Consider the following 26716-nt stretch of genomic DNA (forward strand, 5'->3'; position numbering starts at 1 on the left):
GTCACGCTGACCATGGGCCGGGGAGAGGCCAGCTCAGCGGTCGATCTACAACGGGGACGACGAGTGCGGAAAGCATGCCGCGCCTGCGTCATCTGCGTGATCTGCTGCCTGTCGCTCCACAGGGACGCGGGCGTGCAGCCTGAGGTCATCGCCGTAGGGAGGCGAAGCGTTCAGGCTGCACGCGGGTACCTCTCAGTGCCGGGGCGGGACGGGTGGTCTGCGCCCGGTGAGGCTTTCAGCTCGGTTCATGAGTCCTTCGGCGATGTCGATGTAGTCGCCGCGGGCAACGGACTGAAGCAGTTCGCAGAGCGCGGCGAGTTCCCCGATCCGTCCGGCCGGGGTTTCGAGGACGTCGGCGAACTCGTCCCGAACGCGCGCTGCGACTGTGGGGACGCTCAGGCTGTAGGCGTGGAGGAGGCCGGCGTCGTAGCCGACGGGCACGTTGCCCCACCGTTCCCAGTCCATGATCGTGAGCGGGGTGCTGGTGAGGTTGGCCCAGTGCAGGTCGCCGTGCCCGGTCACCCGCTCGATGTGGTCCGGGGCGTCGACTCCGAGGAAGAGGGGGAAGGAGCGGCGCATCCAGAGCGTCCGGACCGTCTCCCGTTCCGTCGGCACCCCGGCGAGGACGTTCAGGGCCTGGTGGAGCTGGTGCCACCACGCGTCGGTCAGGTCTGGGTCGGTGAGGAGTTCGGGGGTGTTGCGGGAGATGACGGGGTGGTGGATGTAGGAGATCAGGTCGGCATCGTAGGTCCAGCCGTCCTTGGTCCAGCGGACTGTGGCACGCGTGCGGGGGCGTGGTACGGCGTCCGGGATGTGTTCGGCGCCGGGGATGCCCTCGTGCGGTGAGCGGGCCGTGGCCCGGTTGTCGGGGGTGGCTTCGACGCGGAGCCAGTGGTCGGTGCCCGCGCGGGAGCTGATGGTGCGGCCGTTCCAGCCCCAGGCGTACGGCGGGCTGGTCGCGGTGGCGAGCCGGCTGGCCGCTTCGGTGTGCGCTGCCTCCATCCGCGTACGGGTGGTGTCATCGGGGGGCGAGTACATCGAGCACCTTCCTGAGTTCCGTGTCGGTCAGCGGGGTATCAAGGGCTGATGCGGCGGTGTCCCAGTGCTCTGGTGTGCTGGCCGAGACCAGCAGGACGTCCAGGCTGGGGCAGGAACCGGCGGCGAGCAGGCAGGCGGTAGCGGGGGGTGTGCCGGGCCGGATCAACTCAACCAGTTCGGGCGTGATCAGGTCCAGGAGTTCTCCGCCGTGCAGGGGCGCGGAGCCGAAGGTCAGGAGGCCGGCGGAGCGGGCCTGGACCAGGGGGCCGCGGCCGTCGAGTGCGCGGCTGATCGGCTGGGCCATGACCAGGCTGACGGGCTGCTGGACGGCGGCCAGGTGGTGGCCGGGGCCGCCCGCGTCGCGGGCGAGGGCGAGGAGTTCGGGGACGGTGAAGGCGTCCTCGGTGAACCCGGACCAGGTGGCGATGCCGTATCCGCCGATCAGGCCGGAGCCGGCCAGGTCTTCGAGGACCTCGAAGGCGGCCCGGATTTCCGCGTGCAGGCGGTCGCGGTCGCTGTGACCGGCGGTTTCGGGGTTGTGGACGAAGACTATGTCGGCGCGGCCGAGAGCGGTGGCGGAGCGGCGGGTCTGCCAGTCGATGAAGTCCGGGGCGAGGCTGTGCCGGGCCTTGCCCTGCCCGGGGCTCAGCACTCCGGCCTCGACGGCGGCGTGGCCCTGGGCGCGGGTGTGGAAGCCGGTCTTCGTCGCCACCCTCACCGCCGGGAACGCTTCCAGTACCGGGCGGAGTTCCGGATGTACGGTGCCGGCGCCGTAGTTCGGGGCGGTGTCGATCCACCTTGTTCCGCCCTCGCACGCGGTCCGCGCCGCTGCGGCGGCGGCGCGGACCCGGTGGGTGCCGAGGGCCGCTTCGGCCGTCACCGGCCGGCCCCGGTCACGGCGGCGGCCTGGCCCTGTACGAGGACGGTGAGCAGCGCCGCGGTGTCGGTGACGGGCAGGCCTGCGTGCTGGGCGAGTTCGCCGAGCGTGGCGGGCTGCCCGGTCTCCAGCCGCGTGAGGACGGGGCCGGCCGGGGTGGCGAAGTCCCACGCGGTGCCTGCGGCGGTAAGGGTCCACTCCCCCGTTTCGGGGTTCTGGTGGAGGCGTGCGCGCGGGCAGGTCAGCCGTACGGTCAGGTCGGGATCGGCGGGGATCTGGTCGAGGTGGGGCAGGGAGGGGTGGGGGCGGCCGTGGTGGGTGGCGTCGAGGGAGCGGGCCCAGTGGCCGGTGACCGCCGGGTCGTCCAGCGCCGTCACGACGGCTTCGCGGAGCGCGGTGACGTAAGCCCTCTGGGCGGCCAGGGTGTCGAAGCGGGGGACGTCGGTGCGGAAGCGGACGTCGCCGCGGAGCTGGTCGATGATCCAGTTCATGAAGTCGGCGCCGGTCTGGGTGGTGAGGCCGAAGGTGAGGTGGAGGGAGGGGGTGCCCTGGTCGGCGGTGACGGCGTGCCACCAGCCGCGGGGCAGGTAGAGGGTGTCCCCTGGGCTGAGGACGACATCGGCGAGCGGCTCTCCGCCGGGGATGTGTGGGGTGTCGGTGTCGCGCCACGTGGGGGCCGGGCGCGTGGGCCCGTAGATCCGCCACCGCTTGGCGCCCTGGACCTGGCAGACGACGACGTCGTGGTCGTCCCAGTGGGTCCCGAAGCCCTCGGTCGCGGTCCACGACGCGTATGCGTTCGCCTGCACCGGGGTGCGGAGGAATCGTTCCAGGCCTTCGGCTGCGGCCGTGATGGGGGCATGGATCTCGTCGATCGAGTCGATGACGAGGGAGGCGCCCTCGCGGATGCGGGCGTGGAGTTCGGCGGGCTGGACGCGGTGCCAGACAGTGGCCCGGCGGGTGGTGACGGGCACCGCGTATCGGCGCAGCGGCACCATCTCGCCGCCTTGCGAGAGCCGCAGCCGCGGCGGCTCCAGTCGGTGTGTGGCGATCACCTGGTTGAGGGTGGTCCAGGAGACGAGGTCGGCGAAGTCGTCGGGCTTGCCCCGGACGACGAGGTGGGAGCGGAAATACGACTGGGCGAGGAAGACGTCCCCGCCCAGCCGTTCCGCCCACGAAGGGGCGTCGAACATCAGAAGGTCAGCTCCTGCCGTTAGTCGTTGCTGTCGGATCGGCCGGTGCCGCCGCCGTCGGACTCCTGCTCGGCGCGCGAGCGGGCGGCGTTGATGCGGCGGGACGCCAGGAGCAGGCCGCTTCCCGGCTTCGTGTCGGAGGTGGTGCTGTCGGGCGTGGTGCTGTCGGGCATGTAATTCCTCCTGCTGCCGTGAGGCGGGCCGGTTGCCCGCCCCGGGTGCGCGCCGCGTAAGACCTGGCGCGGTTCCGCCCCGGAAAGGGGCGGACGTGGTGACCGCCGGCGTAAGTCGAGGGCGGAGTTGTGCTGGCCGGGCCGTGCCTCGAAATGGGCTGAGGCACCGCCCCGGCATGGCCGCGGCAGCCTGAGCGGCCGGTGGCCGCTGCGGTGGATCAGGCCGCCGGGCTCGGGCGGAGGATCACGGGGCGGACCGCTCGGCCGGCGCGACCAGGGCGCAGCCCCGTATGGCGAGTCGGCGTTCGGTGCGGTCCGCGAGGCGTACCCAGAGGTAGGCGTGGGCGGCGTCGACGCCGTTCCAGCCGCTGCCGACCTGGACGACTTCTCCCTCGTAGGTGTCGGGGGTGCGGTGGTCGCCCGGCGGGAGGGCTTCGGGGCCCCGGACCACGTCTCCCACCGCGTAGGGCGCGGACATCCCTCCTGGGCGGTGTCGGGTGCGGGCGGCCACGGCGGTCATCCCTGAGCGCGGGCGGCGAGGGCGAGTTTGACTACCTGGGCCAGGTGCGGGCGCACTGCGGTGGCGGGCGGGAGGGGGAGCTCGTGGTCCGGGGCGGTGTCCCAGCGGATGCCGTGGGATGGGGGCATGGCCACCCAGCTCTGTGGTCCGGAGCGGACTTCGACCTGGGGGCAGGCGTCGAGAAGGGTGCCGGTGCCGGCTTCCACCAGCAGGGTGGCCGTGGTGTGCCCGGCGGTCAGGCAGGGGATGTGCAGGCTCTTCGCGTCGGCGCGGAGCATGACGCCCATGCCGATGGCGTGGGCGACGACCAGGGCGTCGAACCGCGTGCACGGGATGATGATCCCGGCGCCGGGTGCGGCGTCGAAGGCGGCGGTGAGTTCACCGCTCTCCAGCGGCCGGACGGTCTTTCCGGCCGGGTGGGCGCCCGGGGTGAGGCACGGCGTCGCCGTGGGGTTGTCATGGCAGGTGCAGCCGGAGCCGGTGCGCTGGCGGTGTCCGATCGCGACGGGCCAGCCGAGCCGGTGGTATACGGCGGCGCTCTCGGTGGTGTCACGGCCGTGCAGGACGTGCAGGATGTCGCCCATGTCGCTCCCCGTGCCCGGCTGGGAACCGTAGGTGATGGTCACGGTATGAGGGTCCCGCCGAGGACGAAGGGCGACCCACAGGATTCCTGTAGGCCGCCCAACTGGCATATGCGCCCCGGTGTCAGGACCCGAGTTCCATCCCGCGCACCAGCCCCGACAGGGCTGCGGCCTGCGACGGGACGCCCCGGCGGACCATGTCGCCCACCAGCTCACGGGCCATCGGATGGGCGTGCACGTAGTGCGGTGCGCGCTGCGCAGCCGCCCGCAGGGTTACCACGGCTTCACCGGAGCGGCCCATGCGGTGCATCGCCCGCGCCTCGTCGATCCGGTAGTGCGTGATGCGCTCCCGGCTCGGCATCGCCGTCACGTCGACGTCGTCGACGAACGACAGCCCCGTGGCGGGGGCGTCCACTTCGACACCGGCCTCGGTCGTGTGCACCAGGACGTTCGCCCGGGAGAACACGGTCTGCCACCGCAGATCGTGATGGCCCTCGGGGAGGCGCTCGGAGACCTCTACCGCGCGGGCGGCCTGGCTCCAGGCTCCGTCGGCGTCGCCGGCGCGAGCACAGGCCACGACCTGACGCAGCACCAGAGCGCCCTCCAGCACGAGGGCGTCGGTGTCCCCCGTCGCCGAGACCGCCTCCAGATCGCGCAGAGCGGCGTCCGCGACCGCCTGCGTCTCGCGGGCCGAGCCCTGGTGGAGCAGGGCGCCGCACCGGTCCCACGCGACGGCGGCCTTCACGATCGGGTCGTCCAGCTGGGTCGCCGCCCCGGCCGCGACCTCCGCCGCCACCCACGCCAGATCGGGCAGACCGGTCTGGTTGAGGGTCTGGCGCGCGTTGCGGGCGGCGTCGACCAGGAGGCGCAGGGCTTCGTCCCACTCGGCGGTGCCGCGCTCGTGCATCAGGATCGTGGTGTTGAGGTCCTCCAGCAGAGCCGGCAGGAGTCCGGCGACCGCGGGGAGGTTCGCGCCCTGGCGGTGCCGGTTGGCCGCAGCGGCCTGGTCCCGGACGCTCTGGACGTCGGCGGCCGGCGCGGACGGCACCAGACCGGGGTGGCCGGAGAGGATCAGCGAGGAACGGCGCAGCGCCGCACGGAGCGCGGGCACGTGCGGGACGGCGGAGCCCTGCTCGCGGCGCAGACGGTAGGGCTGTCCGAGGAGCCAGACGACGTCGACCTCGCAGACCGTGGCCACGGCCGTGATCAGGGAATACCGGTCCAGAGGGAGGCGGCCGGCCTCGACGTCCTCGGCCCAGCGCTCCGAGCGGCCCACCAGACCGGCCATCTCCGCCTGCGTCAGGCCTGCCGCGATCCGGGCCACACGCACGCGCGCCCCGATGCCGGTGTCAGGGGAATGGGTCATCAGCGGCACCTCTCCGTTCTGGACTCCTCACCCGGACGGTACTCCCCACGAGCGAACTGCGGACACGCCAACTGCTCGACAGAGGCCGCCTCTACGTCCGCAAGACCGTCTCCGGTGCTGTCATTGGAGGGACGGAGAAGCGGCCGGATGGCCCACGAACCGACGGCATCGGGACGGGTTCTCGGTCGTCCGGGGCCGGTGCGCGGAACACGGATGGCGGCCATGACGGTCTCGAAGACCGGGGCGTCACCCGCCTGGCCTGTGGTGAAGGGTGAGTGCCTCGCCGGGATTCGAACCCGGGTTTCCGATTCCGGGTGACCCGGAGACCGGTGTCCTTGGCCGCTGGACGACGAGGGATGTGCGGCAGCATACGGGCCGGTCCGGCGTGGGCACACCAGATTTCCGGCAGCGGCAGAGCCCGGCAACACGTACCCGGAGTTTGTACGGAGAGCTGCGCTGCTGATCGCCTGGGGCTGCTCGGACAGGTCGGCACCGGTGAACGCGAGTAGCGCCCCGTCGGCGGCCGCGTAAAGCAGGGGCACAACCTCGGGCTTGTGGCCGGTCTCTCGCCAACGTGCCGGATCAGTACAGGTCGTACAGCAGCTCGGTCATCGCGTTGCGTGCGTCGACTGCTGCGGGAGTCAGTGGTCCGGCCGGGTGCGGGGCTGGCCCCTCGCGAGGGGCGAGCACGGGTTCCAGGGCGCGGAGGTGGCGAATCATGGTCAACCCGTCGCCTTAAGATCGCAGGGCCTGAAGGTGGCCGCTGGCCTCAGGACCGAGCGCGGCCCATGCTGGCGCCGTGGCGGCCACTGCTTCGGAGACTGCCCGAACACGGGTCTCGTTGCGCAGGACCCATGCGTCCGTGAGTCGCTCATGGGCTTCGCGGAGGGCTTCGACGGAAATCGCCCCACAGGCCTGACCGTGGGCGACGGGCTGGCTCATCTTCATCACGCCCTCCCAACGCTCCACGACCGCCTTCGGTGACTGCCCCCCCCCGCCGCCGTGTTCAGTCGCACCGGCGCGGGCACGGCATCGTGTTGATGCCGGGCCGGCGCGAACTCGGCTGTGCTCACCCTGCTGGGTGTTGGCGTGCTGCGGAGAGCAGCCTTTGCGCGGTGCGGTCGCTGACTTCGTAGCGGTGGGCGACCTCGGTGGTGGTGACGTGGAACCGGCGGGCGCGCTCTGCGATCTCGGCGATGCGCGGGTCGTGGCGGGGACGGGGCGTTCGGTTGCGGGGGCCCAGCTGCCGACCGGGATTCTGGTGGCGCAGGTCCCCCGCGTCGCCTCGCGCGGTGACGGCTCGGCGCGGCCACCAGGTCCGGCCGTGCCGGTCGGTGCCCTTGGGCAGGTAGCCCGTGGTGGCGTAGGCACGGACGGTGGAGGGGGCGATGCCGAGGAGGGCTCCGGCTTCCTTGTCGGTGAGGAGGTCGCTGGGGTGGAGACCCGTAGGGGGGAGGGTTGGGATTGCCTTGCCCGCGATGTGAGCGAGGGCTTGGGCCGCGTCGTAGAGCCGCAGCCGTGCGCGGGGGTCGACCACCTCTACGCGGGCGCGAAAGTCGGCGCCGTGTCGGCGCCGCCAGGTGTGCAGGGGAAGGCCGCTGGCGGCGGCGATGTCGTCCTCGGTCATGGTGGGGCGTCCGTGGGGGATCATCCGTGTCGCTCGCTTTCGGTGGGACGGGTTCAGCGTGCCGTACGCCGAACCCTTCGGTTGTTGAGGTTGCGAGACGGGCGCGCCGCGGGCGCTGCGGTTTGCGCGCATCGGGAGGTGGCCGGCGGACCCGCCGTCGTCCAGAGACTTCCGCCGACGGCGGCGTGCGCGCCTGTCTGCGGCCCCGGGCGCGACCGCCGCGTTCCCGCGCTGCCAGCGGATCGGAGTGAGCCATCGGCGTGCGCGCCGGGAGAGGTCCGACGGGGCGAGTGCCGCCCGGCGGGATGCCATTGACGGCGGCGTGCGTGCCCGGCGTTCGGCTCTTGGGCGGCCGTCGCATCGCGCCTTGGTCTCGGGCGCGGGGTCGCCCGGCCGGGGCTCGCAGCTCCGACCGGGCGAGGTGAGGCAGGTTCCTTGGTTGTGGACGGGTGCTGCCCGGCCGGATGGGTCTCCGGCCGGGCTAGGTGGGTCACGCGCTGCGAGCGCTGTGCTGGTGGGGGCTGGTGAGCGGGCGGGGCTCGGCCTCATCGGTGAACTGCGCGATCGCGTCGCAGGCCGTCCTCCAAGCGCACCCGTCCGGGATGTGGTGTGCGGACGCGGCGAGCAGGTCGGCGATCGCACCGGCGAAGGCCGTGTCGTCGAGTCCTTGGACGGGGGCCGGGCGCTCAGTGGTGCGGGCGTAGTTCAGTGCTCGGTGGAGGATGTCGGCGGCGTCGTGGTGGTCGGCGGTCGCGGCGTGCAGGACGTCGCAGACGGCGTCGGTGAAGGCGGCCTGTGCGGAGGCTTCGTGTCGGTGGTCGCGGGCGGCCTCCGCGACGAGCTCCGTACCTCGGTCGATGTCCGTCGGTGCGTCCAGGTTTTCGCTGAGGTCCATGTAGATATGGACGGTCGCCCGGCCGTTGCAGGCGTACGCCTCCCGGAGGGCGCCCCGGATCGCGATGACGGCAGCGGCGGTGTCGGCGTCGAGGTCGGCGGCGGCCGGACCGGAGTAGATCCGCTCATGGTCTTCGGCTTCTCCGGTCGGGCTGTAGGTGATCCCCCACCCTTCGTGCTGGCACGACGGGTAGCCGGTCTCGCACTCGACGCCGCGCTGGCCGGAGATGATGATCTGGCTGCCGAGCGGGCCTTCGATGCTGATCCAGTCGGCTCCGGCGTTGATGTGCCCGTCGTGATCCCAGCGGATTCCGGCGGCGGCGAGGGCCTGCTCCAGTACGGTCCTGGCGGTCGGGGCGTCGGTGGCGGTCGTCATGGCGTTCCTCCGTGCTGCGTGTGGAGGGTGGGGCGGACTTGTCGCCCCACCCGACGGGAACTGATTTACAGCGGTAGGCGACTGATCAGAGGACGGCGGCCACGGCGGCACCCAGCCACTGGGCGACGTTGCACGAAACGGCGTTTCCGGCTTGCATCGTCTGCTCGGTCTTGTTGCCGCGCATGATGTAGTCGGCGGGGAACCGCTGGGCGGCCAGCTGCTCGCGTGGCTGCAACATCCGGAAGTGGCAGTCCTCGACCCGCAGGGGTTCTTCGACGGCGTCGGTGGGGGTGAGGACTCCGGCGGAGTCGCGGGTGGCGAGGGTGAGCAGCGGCTCGCTGGTGGGCTTGGCCGCGCCCTTGCGGTAGGGGATGACCAGTCCGTGGTGGCGGCCTGCGGCTGTGACGGTGGCGAGGGGCCGGTCCACTCCGTCGGTGCGACCATTGCGGCGCATGGTGACGACGAAGGGCATCGTGACCAGGGCTTCGCTGTCGCGGGTGGTGCGGGTGCGCATTGGCTCGGCGAGCATGGTGCCGGTGTCGTTCCAGGTGCCTCCGGCGGGGACGAGCATGCCGTGGCGGCTGGGGATGAGAATGCCTTCGCCAACCTTTCGGGTGCGAGCGGGCAGCGGTCCGTGCTCGGGGAGCATGGCTCGGCCGTCGTGGCCGGAGTGGTTGAGGGTGAGCAGACTGGCGCGCTGCGGGTACTCCGCGAGGCCCTTCTCGATGCGGCCGATGGTGTTGGCGGCCAATGGGCGGGTTCGGTCGCCGATCCGCTTGCCAAGGTTGGTCCAGTCGATCGCCTCGGCGGCGGGGCGGGTGTAGGGCTCGATGAGGCTGTTGCGGCACTTCGCGTTCGGGCAGCGGTAGTCGTACTGCTGGCGGTACTTGCCGATCGTGCGGTTCTTGCGCCACGCCTGGACGGCGTGGACGTCTTCGTCGCAGGTGGGGCACCAGGCGAGGGGGCGGGGCCGCAGGTCGGGCCGCTTGATGCCGGTGCGGGTGAAGCAGATGTAGATCCGGTCGCGCCACTGCGGGGCGTGCTGGTTGTCGGGGCTGCCGACGTGGGCGGACGAGACGGAGACGATCTGGCTGTTGTAGCCGAGGAGTTCGATGCCCTGGCGCCACCACTGGAACAGGCGCCAGTCGGTGGCGAACTCAACGACGTTCTCGCAGAGGATGGCCTTGTAGTAGTGGACCTCGGCGGCGCGCATCACGTCGTAGGCGGTCGCGCGGGTGCGGACGAAGCTCTCAGGGTCGGCGGGCTCGTACTCGTCGCCGATGCCGATCTGGCCGCTGTTGCGGGTGCGGCGGGTGCCTCCGGCGGGGCTGATCTCGGTGCAGATCGGGGAGGCCCAGAGGATGTCTGTGCTGGGGAGGCGCCTCATGTCGTAGTTGTTGATGTCGGCGCAGATGTGGTCCGCGTCGCGGTGGTTGGCGCTGTGGGTTTCGATGGCGATCTTGCTGTGGTTGGCGGCGAGCTTCAGCTCGTATCCGGCGGCGACCAGGCCGGTGGAGCTTCCTCCGGCGCCGCAGAAGATGTCGGTTGCGGTCAGGGACATGCCTGCTCACGTTCTGTCGAGATTGATCTGACGGGCTGCCAGGGTGGGTACCGACCACCCTTAGCGACAAGATCAACTTTACAGCAATAGCAGACATACGGGCGGATTCTCTGTAGTGCAAACGGGTGAATAGTGATCACCGGTAGAGCCGGAATTCGCGGCGGCGGCTCGCCGAAGTGCCGGGCGAAGCGGGGTGGGTCCCTCGTTGGGCGGCGCTCTCGGTGGCCCTGCGGGCGGGTGGGGGTGGCGGAGCTTGCGGAGCTGGCCCCGCCCGGTCGTGGGGCATGGTGCGGAGGGACGTCCAACGAGGGACCCGCCCCGCGCACCACACCTCTCCCCCACTCAGCGCGCGCTGTCGTCGACCCCCCTCAGCAGGGTGGCCAGGGGTGTGGGGGCGGAGCCACCGCTGTCTGAACCTGCGGGGGGCGGCCCGGCCGCGCCACGTCGGCCGGGCCGGGAGGTCAGCGTCCTGGCCGGGGGCCGCGCTTGGGGTCAGCCGCTGTCCGTCGCAGGTGCCCCAACTGGTCGGCAGGGGCACCTCTGGGCTTCGGCGGCTTGCGGACCGTGGTCGAGCGGGCCCTTGCCGCGTTGACCTTCACCTGCGATGCAGCCAGGCCATCGCCCAGCAGCCGCATCCGCTTCTGGAGTTCGGACTCTTCGCCGCACGGAGGAACGGTGGGCCGCCCATACCGGTCGGCAGCCTCGTGTAGACGTTCCATACAGGCTGCCGGCTCCAGCACGTCGCCACGTAGCCGGTCGGCGGCTCGCGTCGCCAGGTTGGCGATCCTCTCGCAGATCCGGATGGAGGTCCTCTTCCACCAGGCCTGCACGCCGTCGTCGCCCATGAACTGCTGAAAGTGCACGCCGGTCTGCCGCTTGATGACCTCCCACAGGTTCCGGACCGCACCGCGCACGGTCTGGATCTCCTGCCACTCGGGCGTCGAGTGCAGCGCAGCTTGGTGCTGGTCGGCAGCGACGAGAGCCCTGTTGACCGCGGCGCCGTCATGCCTCGGGGTTGATCCCGGCGATTCCCCTTCAGGTGAGTCCCCTGTGGCGTTCTCCTCGGCAGCAGTCTGGACGGCGACGGGGCCGTTCAGCGCCTGCTCAAGGGCGGTCAGCTCGTCCTGGAGTGCTTCCCGAAAGTCTTGTGGGACATCACCGTTGGCCAGGACCGCAGCTGCTGCCTGGAGCATGCTGAGGTCGCTGCCAAAGGCCGAGTCGGCGGCGTCGGGCTCGTAGGAGGTGATGTCGTCGGGGTCGCTCGCGGCCCACAGGGGAAGATCTGCAGCTGCTTCCCCGGCGGGCTCCACCGGAGCAGGCTCTCCGACGCTCGGCGAATCGACCCCGGGCTGCTCCGGCACCGCAGCTTCCTGCTCACGGCCTGCCGGAGTGGAGGTGTCGGAGAAGTCACCCACCGCGCTCGGTGAGACGACCAATTCCGCCGGCTCTTCGTAGGGCGGAGCCGATGTCGACTCGGCTTCGGCTTCGGCTTCGGCTTCGGCTTCGGCTTCGGCTTCGGCTTCGGCTTCGGCTTCGGCTTCGGCTTCGGCTTCGGCTTCGGCTTCGGCTTCGGGAAAATATCCGCCAGCCACTGGCAGGTAGTCCGGTGACGGGTCGGGCTCGGCATTAGGCTCGGCAGAAGCGTTGGTACCCAGATCCTGGTCGGGTCCGGTCGGCACGCTGGCCTCAGTGTTCCGCTCAGCCACTGGCGCCTCGGCTGAATCTGCCTCCGCGTCGGCGGCCTCCCCAAGAGCCTCCCGTTCTTCGCGAACTGCTGCGGCTGTGGCCTGAAGGCGCGCCTCCAGGCGTCGGGCATCGCGTGCGAGGTAGGACAGCGGAAACATCATGTGCTGCCGCTCAGGGCCGGCTTCGACTGGCAGGTAGGAGACCCAGGCCATGGCCGCCGCGTCCACGGCATTGAGCCGCTCTTCCATCTGGTTCACATACAGGGCCTCCTGGGGCGCGGCGGCCAGACCCGCAAGCGCTTTGGTGACGGCCTGCAGGTGAGGGTTCTGCTCGCGCTTGGTCGGCCAAGCTCGCGCTGCCGCGTCGGTGATCGCGTCACGATGCCGGGCCGCCAGGTCGGCCATCTCGGCGCATACCACTTCGGCACGGGTCGCCGCCTCGGTGTCCCGCGCCGGGGCGGGCACATCTCCGTATTCGACGCCGTAGCCGATTGAGTAGAGGATCGCGCCGTGGTGCGCCGCCTCTTGAGGGGTAGCGACCGGCGGTGTGACGTCGAATCCGGCTGCCGCATCTGTGATCTGCCCGTACCAGCCTCCGGCTGCCGAGTAGCGCACGATGGCAAACTCGGCCCGCCCGTTGAGAACCTCACCGTAGTCCGGTTCCTGGCCGACCTCGCCCGACATTCTCAGGCTGAACCGGCCGTCCTCGTCCAGAGCCGTCGTACGGAAGTACCGCTCCGGCTGGGACTCCGGTACGTCTGTTTCCAGCTCCATATCTGGGTCCGGTGGAAGGTTCGGCTCCGGCTGCGTTTCCACGGGGTCGGGGGCGGCGACGGCCATGTCGCGATCGGCGCTCGCGGCCGGCTGTTCTCGTTCCGCAGGCGTGGCTTCCAGGGCCGCGCGCAGATGGTCCTGGAGACGGGCGGTGTCGTAGAGGAGGTGGGCAAGGCGGTAGCCCATGTGGTGCCGCTCAGGAGCAGCCGGGTCCTCGGACAGGGCGCCGCGAAGCTCGACGGCAGCCTGCTCGACCGCTTCCAGATCCGCTGCCATCCTGTGTGCGCCCGCCGTGTCGATCAGGGCTCTCTGCATCTCGAAGAGTCGCTCGACCAGGTACTGCAGCTGTGGGTTGCTGCCATAGATTGTGGGCCATGCCCTCGCCGACGCTGCGATGATCAGATCGCGGTGCGTGCTCGCGGCGTCGCGGAAGGCCGTGCGGACGATGTCAGCGCGTGACAGCTGACCTACCGGCTGGGCATCGGGGATCGGCTCCCCGTATGGAGTCGCGGTGAGCGACGAAAAGTAGACGGCTCCCTCGTGTGCCGCCTGGAGCGGCGTAGCTACCAGTGAGGTGACGTCGGCTGGCAGGCCTTCGGCGGACAGACGGGCGAACCATCCCCCGGCCTGGCTCGGTCGCACCGCGGCGATGGCGGTCTCTCGGTACAACAGCTCGCCGGACTCCGGTGGCTGGCCGTCCCAGCCGTACAGCCGCAGCATGAACTCCGTGTCCATGGGAAGAGCGGTGGTCTCGATGTATTGCTCGGGCTCCGGTGGATCCTCCACATCAGGGGCGGCGGGCTCGGTGTCAGACGTCCGCGTCATGTCGTGCTCCTCCAGACCTTCGGTAGGCGAGTCCGCTGGGGCGAGGCTGGGCTGATCTTCCGCGTGGGTCTCGGCTGTCGTGCTCGCTTCAACGGGGCCCGGGTCTGGCGTCAACGGCTCGTCGGTGTCGGGCGCCGATGCGTCCGGTGCCGCTGGGCTGTCGCCGGAGGCCGTGGTGCCAGCAGACGCCGCAGGGGCTGCCGGGTGGTCTGTTTCCTCGTCGCCGCCGTCGGGCCCGGCCGGTGGTGGGCCTGCCATGATGTGATCAATCTCTGCTGGCGTGTGGTCCGGCCACGGCGTGGGCGTGGTGCCGAGCCACTCGGCCACATGAGGATGAGGCACCCCGGGGTGAGCGTGGGCCCAGATGATCGCCGACTCGTGGGGCCGACCGAATGCACGGCCGACCAACTGTCCATCCGCGTCGTCGACGATGATCGTGTTGAGCACGGCCGTCGGATGTGTTCGTGCGAGCTCGGGAGGCAGCGTGGTCGCGATGTAGGACCGGCCCTCGTAGGTGTAGCGCCACCAGCCCTCTGCGAGGTCTTCGGTGGTGACGGGCGGCATGTCGGCTTCTGCCACAACCTCGGCGGTCGGTAGGTCGTGACCGCCGAGGGTGTGGACGACAGTGCCGTCGTGCGAGATGCCCTCGACTACGTACCGCATGGCGTCGTGGAATACGCGGTCCTGCGGGGCGAACCGCTCCTCGTGGGGGCTGGCACTTGTGGCGTCGGCGGCGGATTCAGTGGCTGGTGCGGGGACGGCGGGCGGCGCTGCCTCAGGGGCTGGCTTCGGCGGGCGGGGTGCGGAGCGTGTCGGTGACTTCTCGTCTTGGTTCGGGGACTCGCTGACGGGTGGGGTCGGCGGGCTGTCGGCGGTCGGGCTTGGCGGCGCCGTCTGGTCCTGGTTCTCCACTGCGGCCTTCTCGGTCTGGGCGATCGGCTTCCCCGACGGAATTTGTTCTGTAGGGGCCGCGGGGGGACTGTCTCCGGCGGTCCGCCGCTTCCGGTCGAGCGCGCCTTCGTCGGGCGGTGTGGTCTGGTCGGCTGGTTCAGGGCGGGGCGGTGGCGGGGTATAGGGCCCGGCGTACGGGTCTGGTTCTCCGATCGGTGGAATCGATGCTCCTCGGCGGGCCGTTTCGTATTCCTCGTAGTGGAGCCGGTCAGCGGCGTTGCGCAGCACCTTGCGGGAGCGCCGTCCGATGGTGGTGGTCGTGTCGCAGGTGTCGGAGGCGGCCTCGGCTGCTTGTCGCAGAGCTTGCATCTGGGCCACGCTCATGACGTACCGGCGGTGTTCACCGACCCACGGCGGTGTGGGCAGCTCGGTGCCGTCGGGGTATGTCCCGACCAGCGGGAGAGAGCGCAGCAGGGCGACTTGGGCTGCCGTGAGCTTGATTTCGCGGACCGCGTACGGCGGAGTGACTACCTGTGTGTGCCCCGTCAAAGACGACGGATTCCTGTCGGTTCGGACGGTACCGGCGGCCCTGATGGCAGGCACTCCTGCTTTGGCAGGCAGCGCCTCGTGGAACGGCATGTCGTCGGGCGGGCCTCCGGCAGCGTCCTGCGCCCACCAGTAGCGCTTGCCGTTGTCACCGATTCGGGCACGGACCCAGCCGACGACCTCGCCTGGCTCGTGGACAGTCCCGTCCCAGTCGGAGGTCATGCCCTCGACGATGGTGCCGTGGCCGGCCTCCTCGTCCAGGTCGCACAGGCGGCGGTAGTAGGGGTATTTCAGAACAATTCCTGCCGAGGTGGAAGCCTTGGCCGCGTCTGCCTCGTTCTGCCTGCGCTTGGCCGCGTCCGCCGGGTCGATCAGCGCGGCGTGGGGTTGTCCGGGTCGGTGGAGTTCCGACAGCTGCCAGACTCGGCTGCCGGCCGTCTCGGTGGCGACGAGGGCGAGGTCGCCGTTCAGGGCCATCAGGCGGCCGGGGCCGTCGGGGGTGATCACGATGACCTTTTCGCCTGCTGTAACCCGGGCGGCCAGGTCGTGCGCGTCCTGGTCCCTCGCGTGCCCAGCGTCGGGGTCTGCCTGCTCGATACCGGTCGCGGGTCCGTCCGGCTCCGGTTCTGCCTGCGGCGGTGCTGCGGCGTCTGAGGTGTCAGGGTTGGCGTTCGGATCTGGTGCTGCCGGGGTGCGATCTGGGTTGGAGGGGTGGCCGGCTGAGGCCTTCGCTGCTTTGGCCTCGGCCAGCTTCGCCGCTGCGGCGGCCTTCTTCTCCTCGGCCGCTGCTTGGGCCTGGGCGTCGCGGTCAGCGAGAGCCGAGGCCTGGTGAATGCCCGGACTGCTGTCGATGCCGCGCTCGCGATCGCAGGAGGCCCGCACCTCTGCGATGGCCCGGTCCAGTCGGTAGCCCTCGGACGAGCGCCATTTGCGGGGCGGCGGCCAGGTGAACGGTGTCCCGTCGTCCGCGTGCAGGGCTTGGTCCAGCCTGCTGGCGAAAGCTTCCGCGTGTTCGCGCTCGGTTGCGCTCTCCCACGATGCGATGCCCATATAGGCGCCGATCTTGAGCCGCTGGCCGTTGGCGGGCACCACCTCCCATCCCTCGGCCACCGTAGAGGTCCGCTCGATCAGGACGTATCCGGGCGTCGAGGCAAGGTGAAGTCGTTGGCCGCTGCGCCCTTCAGCAGCGGCTCTGACCCACCAGTCCTTCGATTCCAGCCATAGGCGCCTGACGGCGTCGACCTCAGGATCAACCAAAACGCTGTCAGGGTCCTCACTGGGCGTTTCCTTCCCGGCATCCAGGGACGACTCGTCTACGGGGATCTCGCGGCTGCTGGCGTGGACGGATGCGGCAGCGACGACCGCGATTTCCTCTACCTGTTTGCGGGTTGCGCGGTGCAGGAGGAACCGGATCAGGACCGGGAGATCGTCGGCGTCCGGCTGGCCGGCGAGGTCAAGCAGCCACGCCTCGGTCCACTCCGCGAACTTCGCAGCGAAGAGGTCAGGCCCCGCCTCGCGCGCCCACCTGGTGACGACGGCGTCAGCCATTCCTGCGGAGGCGATCAGGGCGGCTGCGCCGTGCGCTCCTTCTTGGAGCGCGGCCTGCATGAAGGAGGACAGGTGAGGCTCGGTGTCCCGTCGCGCGGCCTCCGGCTCGGCTCCAGGCTGGTGGACTGTGGCTTGGACCGCCTCAGCGACTCTCGCCACGACCGCTTTGCGGATGTCCGCAGAGGCCTGGAAGTAGAGGGTGACCCACTCCGGCCGTTCCTCTGTGTCCAGGCCCTCCCAACGGTCACCAAGGTGACCGTCCGCCCACTTCCCCAGGGGAATCACGAAGTCTTCGACATCGTTGGCTCGCGCCCAGTTGGTGACTCGTTCGTCCAGGAGTGCGCCCGCCGTCAGCTCCCGTAGGGCGGTCTCCCACAGGTCCCCCGTGTTCCGGTCCCCCGCTGCGGCCGGTGGGGAGGATGGTTCCGTATCGGGGTTGTTGCTCGTACGCGGTGCGAGGGCCTGAGCCCTTTTCTTCTCCTGGCGGTCGCTGTCTCGTGTCCTGTCGGGCCCGGTGGCGGGAGGGTTGTCCTCGGCGGTGGCCGCCTCGGTGACGACAGGCAGCTGTCCGGGCGCCCTAGCGGAGCCCTGCGCTGGGGCCGGTGCCTCTTGGCTGTGCGCGTCTGTCGCCTTGTTCTGGATGTCCTGCTCGGCACTGACGAGGGCCCGCAGCTCGTCGGCCTTCTCGCCGAGCTCCTTCATCTGGTCGGCATCTGCCGGTTGCGCGGTACGGCCGGCCTTCTCGATCTTGTCCGCGAGGGTGGTCTTCTTCTCGTTGATGATGACGAGCTGGGCGAGGAGCTTCTCCTCACGCTCCTTGGATCGGGCCTGAATGCTGTACGGGTTGGCTTCGTAGGGGCGCAGGTTGTTGGCGGCGTCGGTGCGGTGGCCTCGCTGGGTGGCGATTTCGCGTTCCAGCTTGTCTGCGTCCTCCTCCAGCTTCGTGAGGAAGTTCTCCAGGCTGACGATGGCACCGCGGGCGTTTGACTCGGTGACGCTGGTCGCCTGCCACTGTGCGCGGTCGTCGCGGTGTCCGATGGGGACGGTGTGGCCCCAGGCGAAGCGCAGTTTGAGTTGTCGTCGGCCGCTGTAGTCGTAGGAGACCTCGCCGTGGAAAGGGAGACCGCCGAGCTGTCCGATGGGTACTCGTTCACCGGGGCGCAGAGAGCTGTCGCGGGCGAGGGCGACCATGCGGGTGCCGAGTGCTCCGGCGGCGGTGTCCCGGCCGCGCAGAGTGCGGCCGTCGATGGTGAGGGCGAAGGCGTCTCCCGCGGTGGGCCGGCGGATCGGGATTGCCTCGCGCATTCCGGCCAGGGTGGTAGTCGCCCGCGCGATGTATTCGTCGAGGTCCTTGACCGTCTGGACCCGGGAGTCCTGCTGCCGGTTCCAGGTGCGGGCAAGGCCTTGCATGCGGGCCCGGTCAGCTGTGGCTTCGGCCAGCTGCAGGATGGCCGGGTCGCCAGAGGCCAAGGCGGAGAGCATGCCCAGGTTGAGGGCTTCCTCGCCGATGTCCTCAATCTCGCGCAGGGAGAAGTTCTTGCGCTGGATCTGCGCGATGAAGCGGGCCTTCCTGGCCAGGGCGTTCAGCCGGAACTCGTCAAACGATCCCGAGGTGACGTAGTAGAAGATCCGGACGTCGTCAGGGGTGCCCTCGATCCACGGAGCGTTGAGGTTGCCCTGCCGCTCGACGCGGCCGTCCCGCTGCGCCATGTCGGCTGGCCGCCATGGATAGGACAGGTGGTGGAGAGCCACGCATCGGTCCTGGATGTTGGTGCCTGTTCCCATTTTTGAGGTGCTGCCGACAAGCACGGAGACGCGTCCGGCGCGGCAGTCGGAGAAAAGCTTCTCCTTCTTCCGGTCGGTCGATGCTTCGTGAACGAAGCGGATCTCCTGCCGGGGAACGCCCTGCTCGACCAGCTGCTCGCGCAGCGAGTCGTACAGGTCGACGGGGTTCACTGCGGCGGAGCCGGGTGTGCCCTCGTCCAGGAAGACCAGCTGGAGTCCACCGGGCTGCTTCTGGGGTGTCGGATCGTCCTTCGAGGTGGGGTAGACAGTGTCCTTGGTCTGGCGCCAGATGCCCGCGATCTGCTCGGCGGCGTAGGGGAGCTTGCTTCCCTCTTCTTCGTCTTTGCCGATCAGCCTCATGTCCAGTGAAGCGCGAAGGCCTAGGCCGAGGGCTTTGAGGACTCCCCCGGGCTCATTCACCCAGCTCTGGTGGGGCAGGGCGCGGATGAACTCGCGCTGCGCGCCGGTGACGGGGAAGGCGATGCTCTCGCCGCGCTGCCCGTCGGAGCCCTTGCGTACGGGCGGTGTAGGCAGGTTGAGGTCTTCGGCGGTCTGGACGTCGGCGAAGCTGCGGTAGGCGGCCATCAGCTCGGGGACGTTGAAGAACCTGCTGAACCGTGCCTTGTACTTGTAGCCGTCACCTTTGGCGTCGGGCTCTAGAGCGCTGACGACCTCGCCGAACGTCGCCGCCCAGGAGTCGAAGTTCGACAGTCCCTGCTTCTCCAGGAGGTCCGGGGCTAGGTAGCGCTTGAGGACGTAGGCCTCGGTGACGGAGTTGGCGATCGGAGTTCCGGTGGCGAGCGTGCATACGCGCCCGCTGCCGCTGCTCTCTCGCAGGTGGCTCAAGACCATGTGCAGCTTGGTGGCCTTGACCGAGCCCTGGATGCCGGCGCCGGGAATGGCGGAGATCGTCCGCAGATTCTTGTACCCGTGCGCCTCATCGACCATGAGGTAGTCGATCCCGGTGTCTTCCAGGAAGACGCCCGCCCCGCTGGCGGAGTCGTCGACCTGCTTGAGCATCCGGGCCTCGACCGCCGCGAGATCGTTCTCGATTTGCTTGATGGTGCGCTCGTGCATGCCGGCCTCGCTGGCCGCATCGAGCTGTTCGCGCAGGGCGCCCAGTTCCGCGTCGATGTACGCGCGCTGGGTCTCGGGGCGCAGCGGCACCCGGTTGAACGCCTCGTGGGTCATGACTACGGCGTCCCAGTCTCCACCCGCGACCCTCGCCATGAACTTGGCGCGGCGCTTGACGTTCAGGTCGCTCGCGCTGATCGCCAGCAGTTTCGCGTTCGGGTAGATCTCGCGGAACTCGCGGGTGATCTGCCGCAGCATGTGGTTCGGGATGACGATCGCCGGCTTGCGGGCCAGGCCCGTGCGGCGCAACTCCATGACGCCGCCGACCATGGTCGCGGTCTTACCTGCTCCGACGACGTGGGCGAGGAGTGCAGTGGGTTCCGACAGGATGCGCCGGATCGCGGCGTTCTGGTGCGGGCGCATCTTCCAGTCGCCGACGCCGGGCAGTGTCAGAGGCGAGCTGTCGTAGTCGGGCAGGACCAGCGCGTTGAACGTCTGGTTGTAGATCCCCGCGAGGCGCTCGGAGCGGGCCGGGTCGGCCCAGATCCAGTCGTCCCAGGCCTCCCGGATGAGGCGCGCCTTTTCCCGGGCCGCGTCCGTGGCCGGCTGGTCAACCACGACCTTGCCCTGGTTATCGCGGTAGGTGACCTGGATGGTCGAGTCGGCCTGCCGCAGGATTGACAGCATCAGGTCCTGCGCGCTGCGTTCGGGTGTGCCCCACTCCGAGCGGGCCAGGTCTCCGACGTGCGCCCCGCGGACCTCCCACAGGGTGCCGCCAGCATGGCGAACTTCGGCGTACTCGAACCCGAGATGGTTGAGGAAGGCCAGGTAGTCCTCAACGGGAATCCACGGGGCGCCGCAGCGGGCCTTGATCTCGGCCGGGGTTAGGGCCTCTGGTTGGACTCTCTCCAGCGCCCCGACGTTGGGGTCGTACGCGGGGTCCTCGGCCGCGCTCGCGCGGGCGAGCTGCAGTTTCTCGCGGACGTTGCCCGACAGGTAGCGGGCGGCCGGCTCCCAGAAGCCGTTCTGAGCTGGGTCGCGGAAAGCGAGGTAGCCGACCTGGAGGGCGGCTTCGTCTTCCTCGACCCCGAGGAGGGAAGCGACCCGGCTCATGTCGAGTCGGCCGCCGTCCCATTCCATGGCGAGCGCAACGGCGTCCTCGGGGCTCTGTGCGGTATCGGGGATCTGACGCGGTTCCAGGACCCGCTCGTGAAGGACCTTCTGCTCGGTGGCCTTGCCGGTGCGGTCGTCCCAGATCTCCAGGCCGAACAGGAGGCTGGCGTCAGGGTCGTCGTCGATGAAGGCGAAGGCGGTAGTCGCCTTCCACTGGTCGGGGACCGACGCGAGGCCGAGCAGGGCCGCGCGTTCGGTGGCCTCCTTCGGCGTGAAAATGCGACGCTGTCCGGGCTTGCCCGGCGGCGGGTTCGTCTTGCGATACGCCCGGTAGGCCTCCCGCAGTCCCGCTCTCAATTCCGCGAGCTGCGGGGTCTCCCCCGGCTGTTCGATGGCGGCCTCGGTCTCGTACAGGGCGATGGTGCGCGTCTTGAGCCCGATCAGTTGGACCAGGCGCTCGCGCTGCTCGGGGTGCACCTCCAGCACGACAGGGCGGCCGTCTTCCACGATCGTGGGCCGGCCCTCGACGTCCAGACCGAGCGCACCCTCGGTCAGGTACTCGGTCACCAGTGCCGGCCGGGGCAGCCCGGGAGCCGCACTGTTCTGGCCCGGACCGGCCGCCACGGTGGCGGTGAGCCCGGAAGTACGGGCGGCTGCTGCGATGGCGTCGACGGCTTCGGCCAGTCCCGCTGCGGCGTCCCGCTCCCCCGTGACGGTCACGTCGGGACCGAACGGGCCGATGCGGGAACGCAGCTCCCCCAGCACGTACCGCGGGTGCTCGGCGATGTAGTCGTTGACGACGACGGGCTCGCCGATGCCTGGCAGCACCTGCTCCGAGGCCGTCAGCCAGCGGGGGTCTCCAGGCGTCTCGCCCTCGGCCCGGCGCCGCAGGAACAGGACGTCGGTGACTACGTCGGTCCCGGCAGCCTCGCGGTGCGCACCGGCAGGAAGGCGGACCGCGCCCACGAGGTCGCCGAGCTCGTACATCCGCTTGCGGGCGGAAGAGTCCTTGCCGTCCAGGGTGAAGCGGCTGGTGACCAGAGCAACGATGCCGCCGGGCCTGGTGAGCGCGAGGCTCTTGAAGACGAAGTGGTCGTGGATGGAAAGCTTTAGGTCCTTGTTGTGGACCTTGTCGTAGCGCTGGTAACGGCCATACGGGACGTTGCCGACCACAGCGTCGAAAGCACCGTTGGTGAAGGCGACGTCCTCGAAGCCGGCCGTGACTACGGTGGCATCCGGATACAGGCGACTGGCGATCCCTGCGGTCTTGGCCTCGACCTCTACGCCCGTCATCTCGACAGGGACCGAGGTGTCCGTCGGAGCCAGCCCAATGAAGTTGCCGCTGCCAGACCCGGGCTCCAGAACCTGGCCGCCGTCGAAGCCAAGCCGGCGGAGCCCCTCCCACATCACGGCGGCCAGGGCGGGGTCGGTGTAGTGCGCGTTCAGTGTGTTGCGGCGGGCGTCAGCCCACTCTTCCTCGGTCAGCAGTTCACGCAGCTCCTGCCGGGCTGGTTCAAGCGCCTGCCACCGGATCGCCGCTGCGCGCGATTCAGGAGCGGCTCCCGGCTCATGGGCACCGGGCTCCGGCGCGAAGACGACCGGCAGGGCTCCCCACCCCGACCACGCCGCGAGAACCTGCTGCTCCTCAGGCGTCGCCGCCCGCTCCTCCCGGTCGAGCAGCGCCAGGGTGGTCAAGGCCCGCACGTTGGCCATCGCCCGCTCACCGAGGTGCGATGGCACCAGGTTGCCGCGCGCACCGGGACGGAACCGTGGCGCCCCTACATCTCGCGGTGCTCGGTCCCGGGCTCCTTGGGCAGGTAGACCTCCTGTGCGTACACCATTTCCTGCGCCTGTGCCCGCACCGCGTTCCTCGCCCCCGCCCGCTCCTCCATGGGCACCTCCTGGAGCATCTGATCTGACAGTGACCCGATCTGCTCCTGCAGCCGCAGGTCCAGAACCACGAAGTGTGTCTCCTGTTCCTCGGACGACCCCAGACTCTCCAAAGCCTGTGGACGGTACGTCTCCCAGTACTCCCTCGCCAGCCGGCCGTGCCTGCTCATGTGCGCCACTGCTGATCCCTTCTTCGTCTGTACGGAGCGACCGCTCCACGTCCTCGGTACTCACAGATCCTCCCCGACGGCTGTCCGGTCAAGTCACGCCGCCGCACGACGAGACCGCAGCAAGAGACGTGATCGATGTCCATCGGAAGCAGGAACAAGGAGGTAACGGGTCGGTGATCGTTTTCGCCGAACCAGGGGAGCGTCATCACCGCCAGGAGTGAAGAGGTCACCGAGGGCTGGTTCGTCAGGACGCCGAAAGGGCCCGGCCACCTGGAAGGTGAACGGGCCCTCATGCCGCTTCGTCAAGCCGGGCGGGTCAATCAGGGGGATTCACGCCGGTCATCAAGCTCGAGATTCTCTGACACCGCACGGCTCTGCTGCAGCAGGATTTTGTCCGGGTGTTCCTCCTCGGGGTCCGTTCAGGCCGCCGAATGCCTATCTCGGGATACGGCCAGCGAGGTCAGGCGGCGACTACGGATGCGGCTTCGGCGGCTGCGTCGATCACGATCTCGTACTCCCGGTTGTCGAGGAGGACTTCGAGGCCGAAGTTCGTTGCCCACGCGATCTGGAGGGTGTCGGGCAGCTGGTGTGAGTCGCCGAAGAGGAGGCGCCCAAGCCGTTCACGGCGCACCTGGGAGGTGCCCACTCGATCCTCGCCGCGCCGCTCTTCAACGGCGCGCTGGGCGCGGTCAATGAAGGTGGTGTAGTCGTCGCCGATGAGCTGCTGGAGGGTCTGGAGCTGCAGGTAGGCAGCCTGGATCTTGAGGGGCCAGTCGGCGGGCCGGCCGAGGCGTGCTTCGAGGGAGCGCTGGAGTAGGTGCTGCCGCTCCAGCGTCTGGGCAAAGTCGTTCATGGATCTTGGATAGCGCCGGCCGGGTCGGGGCCAGAAGGGAATGACTGCTTGCCACTCGATCGGGCGACGACCGTTGCCCTGCCTCGTACGGGTCCCCTCCGGTGTGCGGACGATCCCTCGTTGGCTGCCAGAAGTCGGCTGAACCGCCGTGGAACCTGTACAGAAGGCCCCTGATCTCGGCCTCAAGGCAGAGATCAGGGGCCCACGGCAGGTGAGCTAGGCGTCCCTGAGGAGGCCGGCGGCGACCTGCTGCAGGATGTCAGCGAGGGAGGCACGGTCATGTGGGGCGAGCTCTCCCCGCATGTCTGTGATGACGGCCTCGACTCCTTGGCTGCGCCTGAAGTAGCGCAGGATGAACGCGCTCCGCTGGACAGGGTCCAGTCGCTCGAAGGCAGCGTTCATCAAGGCTGCTCCGTCATGCCACGGAACCACTCCGGTGGAGACGTCTGCAGGAAGGTCGGCGGTCGGCCGCGGTTCAGGCAGCAGGCGTGCAGCTGGCTTGTCCTGGTCATTGACATCGAGGGCGCCCTCGCCCCCTCCCCCGCTGCCGACAGGCGACGCAGGAGCCGAGTTCAAAACCGGGTTTTGAACCGCTGGAGAGACCTGAGCAGGCGTCGCGCGTTTCCGGGGGGCCTTGGGCTGCTGCGCCTTGAGGATCTCCTCAGCGGCGAGTGCCTTCTGCTGCTCGCGGTCCTGGACCTTGGCGATCTTCTCCGCTGTCTTCACCGTAACTTGCTTGGTGTCAACAACGTCGCGCAATTCGGGTGCCAGGTTGAGAAGGCTCAGGCGGTTGGAGACGTACATCTGCGACTTGCCGATGCGCTCCGCGACCCTCTCCTGGGATCCGTGCCGATCGACCATCCTTTGCAGGAATTCCGCTTCCTTGTAGGGAGGGATGTTCTTGCGGTGGATGTTCTCGATGATGACGGCTTCGTCGACCTTGTCGTCGTCCTGGCTGCCGAGGCGGTCGCGGACTCTGATCTCGAACTTGGTCCAGCCGAGCTGCTTCGCGGCGTGGAATCTGCGGTTGCCGAGGATGACGATCCACTGTGCGTCGCCGATGCTGGCGCCGTGCTCGGGCTTGATACGTAGGAAGGCCTCGCGGGACATGGCGACGGCCGGCTGGAGCTGGCCAACGGATGTCATGGACTCCTTGAGTTCGCGAAAGTCGGAGTCTGCGTCGGTGTAGTCGGCGTCGGTGCGGGGGTTCTCTGGGTTGCCGACGAGGGTGTGCATGTACACGGTAGTCGGCGGTGCTTCAGCCTTGACGGCCTCAGCAGTGCTCGTGCGCTTGGCGCCAGGCTTGCCGGGTCCGTCGAGGAGGTCTGCCCAGGGCTTCTTCGCGGCGGCCATCAGCGGCGGTCCTTCTTACCAGCGCCCAGCTCGAGGGCGAGCTGGTAGAAGTCCTCGCGGGCTTCCATGGCGACCCGGTTCTTCTTGTACTGGGTTACGACGGTTCCTTCGAGGGCCGCCCGGGTGTGGACCTTGTAGTGGCGAACGACAGTGTTCGCGAGGTTCCAGCCCTGGGAGCGGACGAAGTCCTTGGTCTGATCAAGGTCGGCTTCACCGTCGCGGGGGTCCCAGTTGTTGATCACAACCAGGTAGGGGATCCCGAGGGGCTTCACCACTTCCTCGATGGTGTCGCGGGTCGGCATGAAGCCGAGGGGCTCAGGCTCGACGGGCACGATGATGTCGTCGGCGTTGGCGAGCACGGCGCGCATGGCGTCGGCGGCGGTGCTCTTACCGAAGGGGTCTCCGGCTTCTTCCTTCTCGTCCTCGGGGAGGTCCATCCATCCGGGGGTGTCGATGAAGGCGTGCTTGATCTTGCGGGACCTCTTGAGGTGGGAGAACAGCTCGAGGTCTTCTCTGGAGTTGATCTGCTCAAACGAGAAGGGCAGATCGTGACCGACTCGTTCCGACCACCAGGTTGTGGAGCCCTGGGGGTCGGCGGAGACGGCGGCGACGTAGTTCGGGTCCCCCTCGGGGGATTCGCCCAGGACGTGGGCGGTGATGGCCGCTGTGTTCACGGTGAGAGTCGACTTCCCGACTCCACCCTTGCGGTTGATGAGCGCGGTGATCCGTGCCATGGGTGGTACTCCTGATGCTCCGTATGCTTCCCGGCCCGGGTGGGTCGGTACTAGCGGACCGGGACAGGATGCCACGTATCGCCCCTCATGTTGGAGTCCAGCGCATCGGTTTCAAAACCGGGTTTTGGAGCTGCCGCACCAAGGAGGCGGCCAGGGTGGACTCCCGGCACCGAGGCTGGTCTTCAAAACCGGGTTTTGAAGACGCCCCTGGGAAGTGCCTTCTGCGCTCACGGGTGGGCTCGGGTCGATGCGTAGAGGTAGGGCAACTCTAGGCTTCGTCACAGGCCTATGCCTCGCGGTTCAGGTTCAAAACCCGGTTTTGAAGGCAGCCCCACCCGCCCCGGTTCCGGGCTTGAGGGTCAGTTCTGAGGATTTCAGGGCGGATTACGTTACTCCGGTGCCTGCGGCGTATGGATGTCCTGCCTCGCGCACTCGCTCGATGACCGCTAGGACTGTGATCACAGCCCACACATGAAGATCATCGCAGTCGCTGCCTGGTCTCCCTCACGGGTCCAGACCTGCGGGCCCTGGATCTGCCGGCCGAGCTCAGTAGAGCCAGCGGTCCAGGAGCCCTGGCCAGAGAAACCCCTCGTAGCCGTTGAAGGCCGCCGGGTCGATCTCCTTCAGTTCCTCGGCCAGCCGGTTCAGCTCGGCGAAAGCCTGCTCTTCCTCCCCTTCAGAGAGGTACTCCTCGGGGCCGTCCGGCTCGCGGAGAAGCTCTGAGGCCGTTACGCAGCTGCCGTAGCGGTGAAGGACGTCGAGCCACACGTCGACACCCGAGTTGGCGAACCATGCCTCCCCGTCCGGCATGACGAAGTAGACCGCCCCGGTCACCGGCTCGACGCCGAACCATGACCACTCGGCCTGATCATCGGGGTCCGCCTGCTCGGTGAGACGGTAGAGCGGACCACGGGACGTGAGAAGAACTGGCTCAGCCTCGCTCTGCATCACGACTCGTTCGATGAGGCGCGGAGCTACTGGAACGCCCACCTCAACGAGCTGTGCCTTCATGAAGCCCGGAATCCGCCAGCCGGCCACAACGTCCCGTCCGGCTCGCGTGACATGCCCCAGACCGGCCCACTCGGTCAGAAGGTCGTACGTCGTCATCGAACGATCCTCTTCCGCCGGCTGTGTTCCTGATCCTATCGAGCCGGTCTCAGGTCGAGACACGGCCGCGCTTGCGGGACGGTCCTTAGTCATCACCCAGTTGCTTCGCCGGCTACGGCTGGAGGACGAGGCCATCGCTAACAGTGCAGGGAAGGGGGGCCGTGC

At 69.2% G+C, this 26716-nt stretch carries 17 protein-coding genes and 1 pseudogene; all 18 read right to left on the reverse strand.

What is annotated here, in order from left to right:
• Positions 1 to 192: 192 nt before the first annotated feature.
• Positions 193 to 1038 carry a hypothetical protein gene (locus ABT129_RS31570; protein WP_351908436.1) on the reverse strand — a complete coding sequence of 282 codons (846 nt, stop codon included), beginning with the start codon at positions 1036 to 1038 and terminating at the stop codon, positions 193 to 195.
• A complete protein-coding gene (locus ABT129_RS31575; protein ID WP_351908438.1) occupies positions 1019 to 1918 on the reverse strand; it encodes an aldo/keto reductase in 900 nt (299 codons plus the stop codon). The genes ABT129_RS31570 and ABT129_RS31575 overlap by 20 nt, the downstream gene beginning before the upstream one ends.
• Positions 1915 to 3105: a cupin domain-containing protein gene (locus tag ABT129_RS31580; protein WP_351908440.1), complete on the reverse strand. Its 1191-nt coding sequence runs from the start codon at positions 3103 to 3105 to the stop codon at positions 1915 to 1917. Before ABT129_RS31580 ends, ABT129_RS31575 begins: the two co-directional genes overlap by 4 nt.
• A 20-nt stretch (positions 3106 to 3125) precedes the next feature.
• Entirely contained in the window at positions 3126 to 3278 is a 153-nt protein-coding gene (locus ABT129_RS31585) for a hypothetical protein (RefSeq protein WP_351908442.1), read from the reverse strand.
• Between the two features lie 244 nt (positions 3279 to 3522).
• Entirely contained in the window at positions 3523 to 3756 is a 234-nt protein-coding gene (locus ABT129_RS31590) for a hypothetical protein (RefSeq protein WP_351908444.1), read from the reverse strand.
• Between the two features lie 38 nt (positions 3757 to 3794).
• The gene (locus ABT129_RS31595; RefSeq protein ID WP_351908446.1) at positions 3795 to 4424 is read right to left on the reverse strand and encodes a hypothetical protein; all 630 of its coding nucleotides are present in this window, start codon (positions 4422 to 4424) and stop codon (positions 3795 to 3797) included.
• Positions 4425 to 4503: 79 nt separating this feature from the next.
• Positions 4504 to 5745 carry a helix-turn-helix domain-containing protein gene (locus tag ABT129_RS31600; RefSeq protein WP_351908448.1) on the reverse strand — a complete coding sequence of 414 codons (1242 nt, stop codon included), beginning with the start codon at positions 5743 to 5745 and terminating at the stop codon, positions 4504 to 4506.
• A gap of 131 nt (positions 5746 to 5876) precedes the next feature.
• Positions 5877 to 6011 (reverse strand): annotated as a pseudogene (locus tag ABT129_RS31605) (IS5/IS1182 family transposase); the annotation flags it as partial.
• Positions 6012 to 6327: 316 nt separating this feature from the next.
• Positions 6328 to 6465, reverse strand: coding sequence for a hypothetical protein (locus tag ABT129_RS31610; RefSeq protein WP_351908450.1), 138 nt, complete (start codon positions 6463 to 6465; stop codon positions 6328 to 6330).
• A gap of 349 nt (positions 6466 to 6814) precedes the next feature.
• Positions 6815 to 7372, reverse strand: coding sequence for a DNA-binding protein (locus tag ABT129_RS31615; protein WP_351908452.1), 558 nt, complete (start codon positions 7370 to 7372; stop codon positions 6815 to 6817).
• 490 nt (positions 7373 to 7862) lie between these two features.
• A complete protein-coding gene (locus tag ABT129_RS31620) occupies positions 7863 to 8642 on the reverse strand; it encodes a hypothetical protein (RefSeq protein WP_351908454.1) in 780 nt (259 codons plus the stop codon).
• 85 nt (positions 8643 to 8727) lie between these two features.
• A complete protein-coding gene (locus tag ABT129_RS31625) occupies positions 8728 to 10203 on the reverse strand; it encodes a DNA cytosine methyltransferase (protein WP_351908456.1) in 1476 nt (491 codons plus the stop codon).
• A gap of 461 nt (positions 10204 to 10664) precedes the next feature.
• A complete protein-coding gene (locus ABT129_RS31630; RefSeq protein WP_351908458.1) occupies positions 10665 to 22139 on the reverse strand; it encodes a helicase-like domain-containing protein in 11475 nt (3824 codons plus the stop codon).
• An 83-nt stretch (positions 22140 to 22222) separates the two neighbouring features.
• Positions 22223 to 22513 carry a hypothetical protein gene (locus ABT129_RS31635; protein WP_351908460.1) on the reverse strand — a complete coding sequence of 97 codons (291 nt, stop codon included), beginning with the start codon at positions 22511 to 22513 and terminating at the stop codon, positions 22223 to 22225.
• A gap of 451 nt (positions 22514 to 22964) precedes the next feature.
• Positions 22965 to 23357, reverse strand: a complete 393-nt coding sequence (locus tag ABT129_RS31640) for a hypothetical protein (RefSeq protein WP_351908462.1) — start codon at positions 23355 to 23357, stop codon at positions 22965 to 22967.
• A 216-nt stretch (positions 23358 to 23573) separates the two neighbouring features.
• The gene (locus tag ABT129_RS31645; protein WP_351908464.1) at positions 23574 to 24710 is read right to left on the reverse strand and encodes a ParB/RepB/Spo0J family partition protein; all 1137 of its coding nucleotides are present in this window, start codon (positions 24708 to 24710) and stop codon (positions 23574 to 23576) included.
• Positions 24710 to 25444 carry a ParA family protein gene (locus ABT129_RS31650; RefSeq protein WP_351908466.1) on the reverse strand — a complete coding sequence of 245 codons (735 nt, stop codon included), beginning with the start codon at positions 25442 to 25444 and terminating at the stop codon, positions 24710 to 24712. The genes ABT129_RS31645 and ABT129_RS31650 overlap by 1 nt, the downstream gene beginning before the upstream one ends.
• A gap of 546 nt (positions 25445 to 25990) precedes the next feature.
• Positions 25991 to 26551, reverse strand: coding sequence for an SUKH-4 family immunity protein (locus tag ABT129_RS31655; protein ID WP_351908468.1), 561 nt, complete (start codon positions 26549 to 26551; stop codon positions 25991 to 25993).
• Between the last annotated feature and the right edge of the window lie 165 nt (positions 26552 to 26716).

Source organism: Streptomyces sp. NPDC002057, assembly GCF_040296665.1.
Classification (GTDB): domain Bacteria; phylum Actinomycetota; class Actinomycetes; order Streptomycetales; family Streptomycetaceae; genus Streptomyces.

What these genes read in the sequence shown, in the direction of transcription:
- ABT129_RS31570 (WP_351908436.1), bottom strand. Translation starts at nt 1,038, where the DNA reads ATGTACTCGCCCCCCGATGACACCACCCGTACGCGGATGGAGGCAGCG.
- ABT129_RS31580 (WP_351908440.1), bottom strand. Translation starts at nt 3,105, where the DNA reads ATGTTCGACGCCCCTTCGTGGGCGGAACGGCTGGGCGGGGACGTCTTC.
- ABT129_RS31585 (WP_351908442.1), bottom strand. Translation starts at nt 3,278, where the DNA reads ATGCCCGACAGCACCACGCCCGACAGCACCACCTCCGACACGAAGCCG.
- ABT129_RS31590 (WP_351908444.1), bottom strand. Translation starts at nt 3,756, where the DNA reads ATGTCCGCGCCCTACGCGGTGGGAGACGTGGTCCGGGGCCCCGAAGCC.
- ABT129_RS31600 (WP_351908448.1), bottom strand. Translation starts at nt 5,745, where the DNA reads ATGACCCATTCCCCTGACACCGGCATCGGGGCGCGCGTGCGTGTGGCC.
- ABT129_RS31610 (WP_351908450.1), bottom strand. Translation starts at nt 6,465, where the DNA reads ATGATTCGCCACCTCCGCGCCCTGGAACCCGTGCTCGCCCCTCGCGAG.
- ABT129_RS31615 (WP_351908452.1), bottom strand. Translation starts at nt 7,372, where the DNA reads ATGACCGAGGACGACATCGCCGCCGCCAGCGGCCTTCCCCTGCACACC.
- ABT129_RS31620 (WP_351908454.1), bottom strand. Translation starts at nt 8,642, where the DNA reads ATGACGACCGCCACCGACGCCCCGACCGCCAGGACCGTACTGGAGCAG.
- ABT129_RS31625 (WP_351908456.1), bottom strand. Translation starts at nt 10,203, where the DNA reads ATGTCCCTGACCGCAACCGACATCTTCTGCGGCGCCGGAGGAAGCTCC.
- ABT129_RS31640 (WP_351908462.1), bottom strand. Translation starts at nt 23,357, where the DNA reads ATGAACGACTTTGCCCAGACGCTGGAGCGGCAGCACCTACTCCAGCGC.
- ABT129_RS31645 (WP_351908464.1), bottom strand. Translation starts at nt 24,710, where the DNA reads ATGGCCGCCGCGAAGAAGCCCTGGGCAGACCTCCTCGACGGACCCGGC.
- ABT129_RS31650 (WP_351908466.1), bottom strand. Translation starts at nt 25,444, where the DNA reads ATGGCACGGATCACCGCGCTCATCAACCGCAAGGGTGGAGTCGGGAAG.
- ABT129_RS31655 (WP_351908468.1), bottom strand. Translation starts at nt 26,551, where the DNA reads ATGACGACGTACGACCTTCTGACCGAGTGGGCCGGTCTGGGGCATGTC.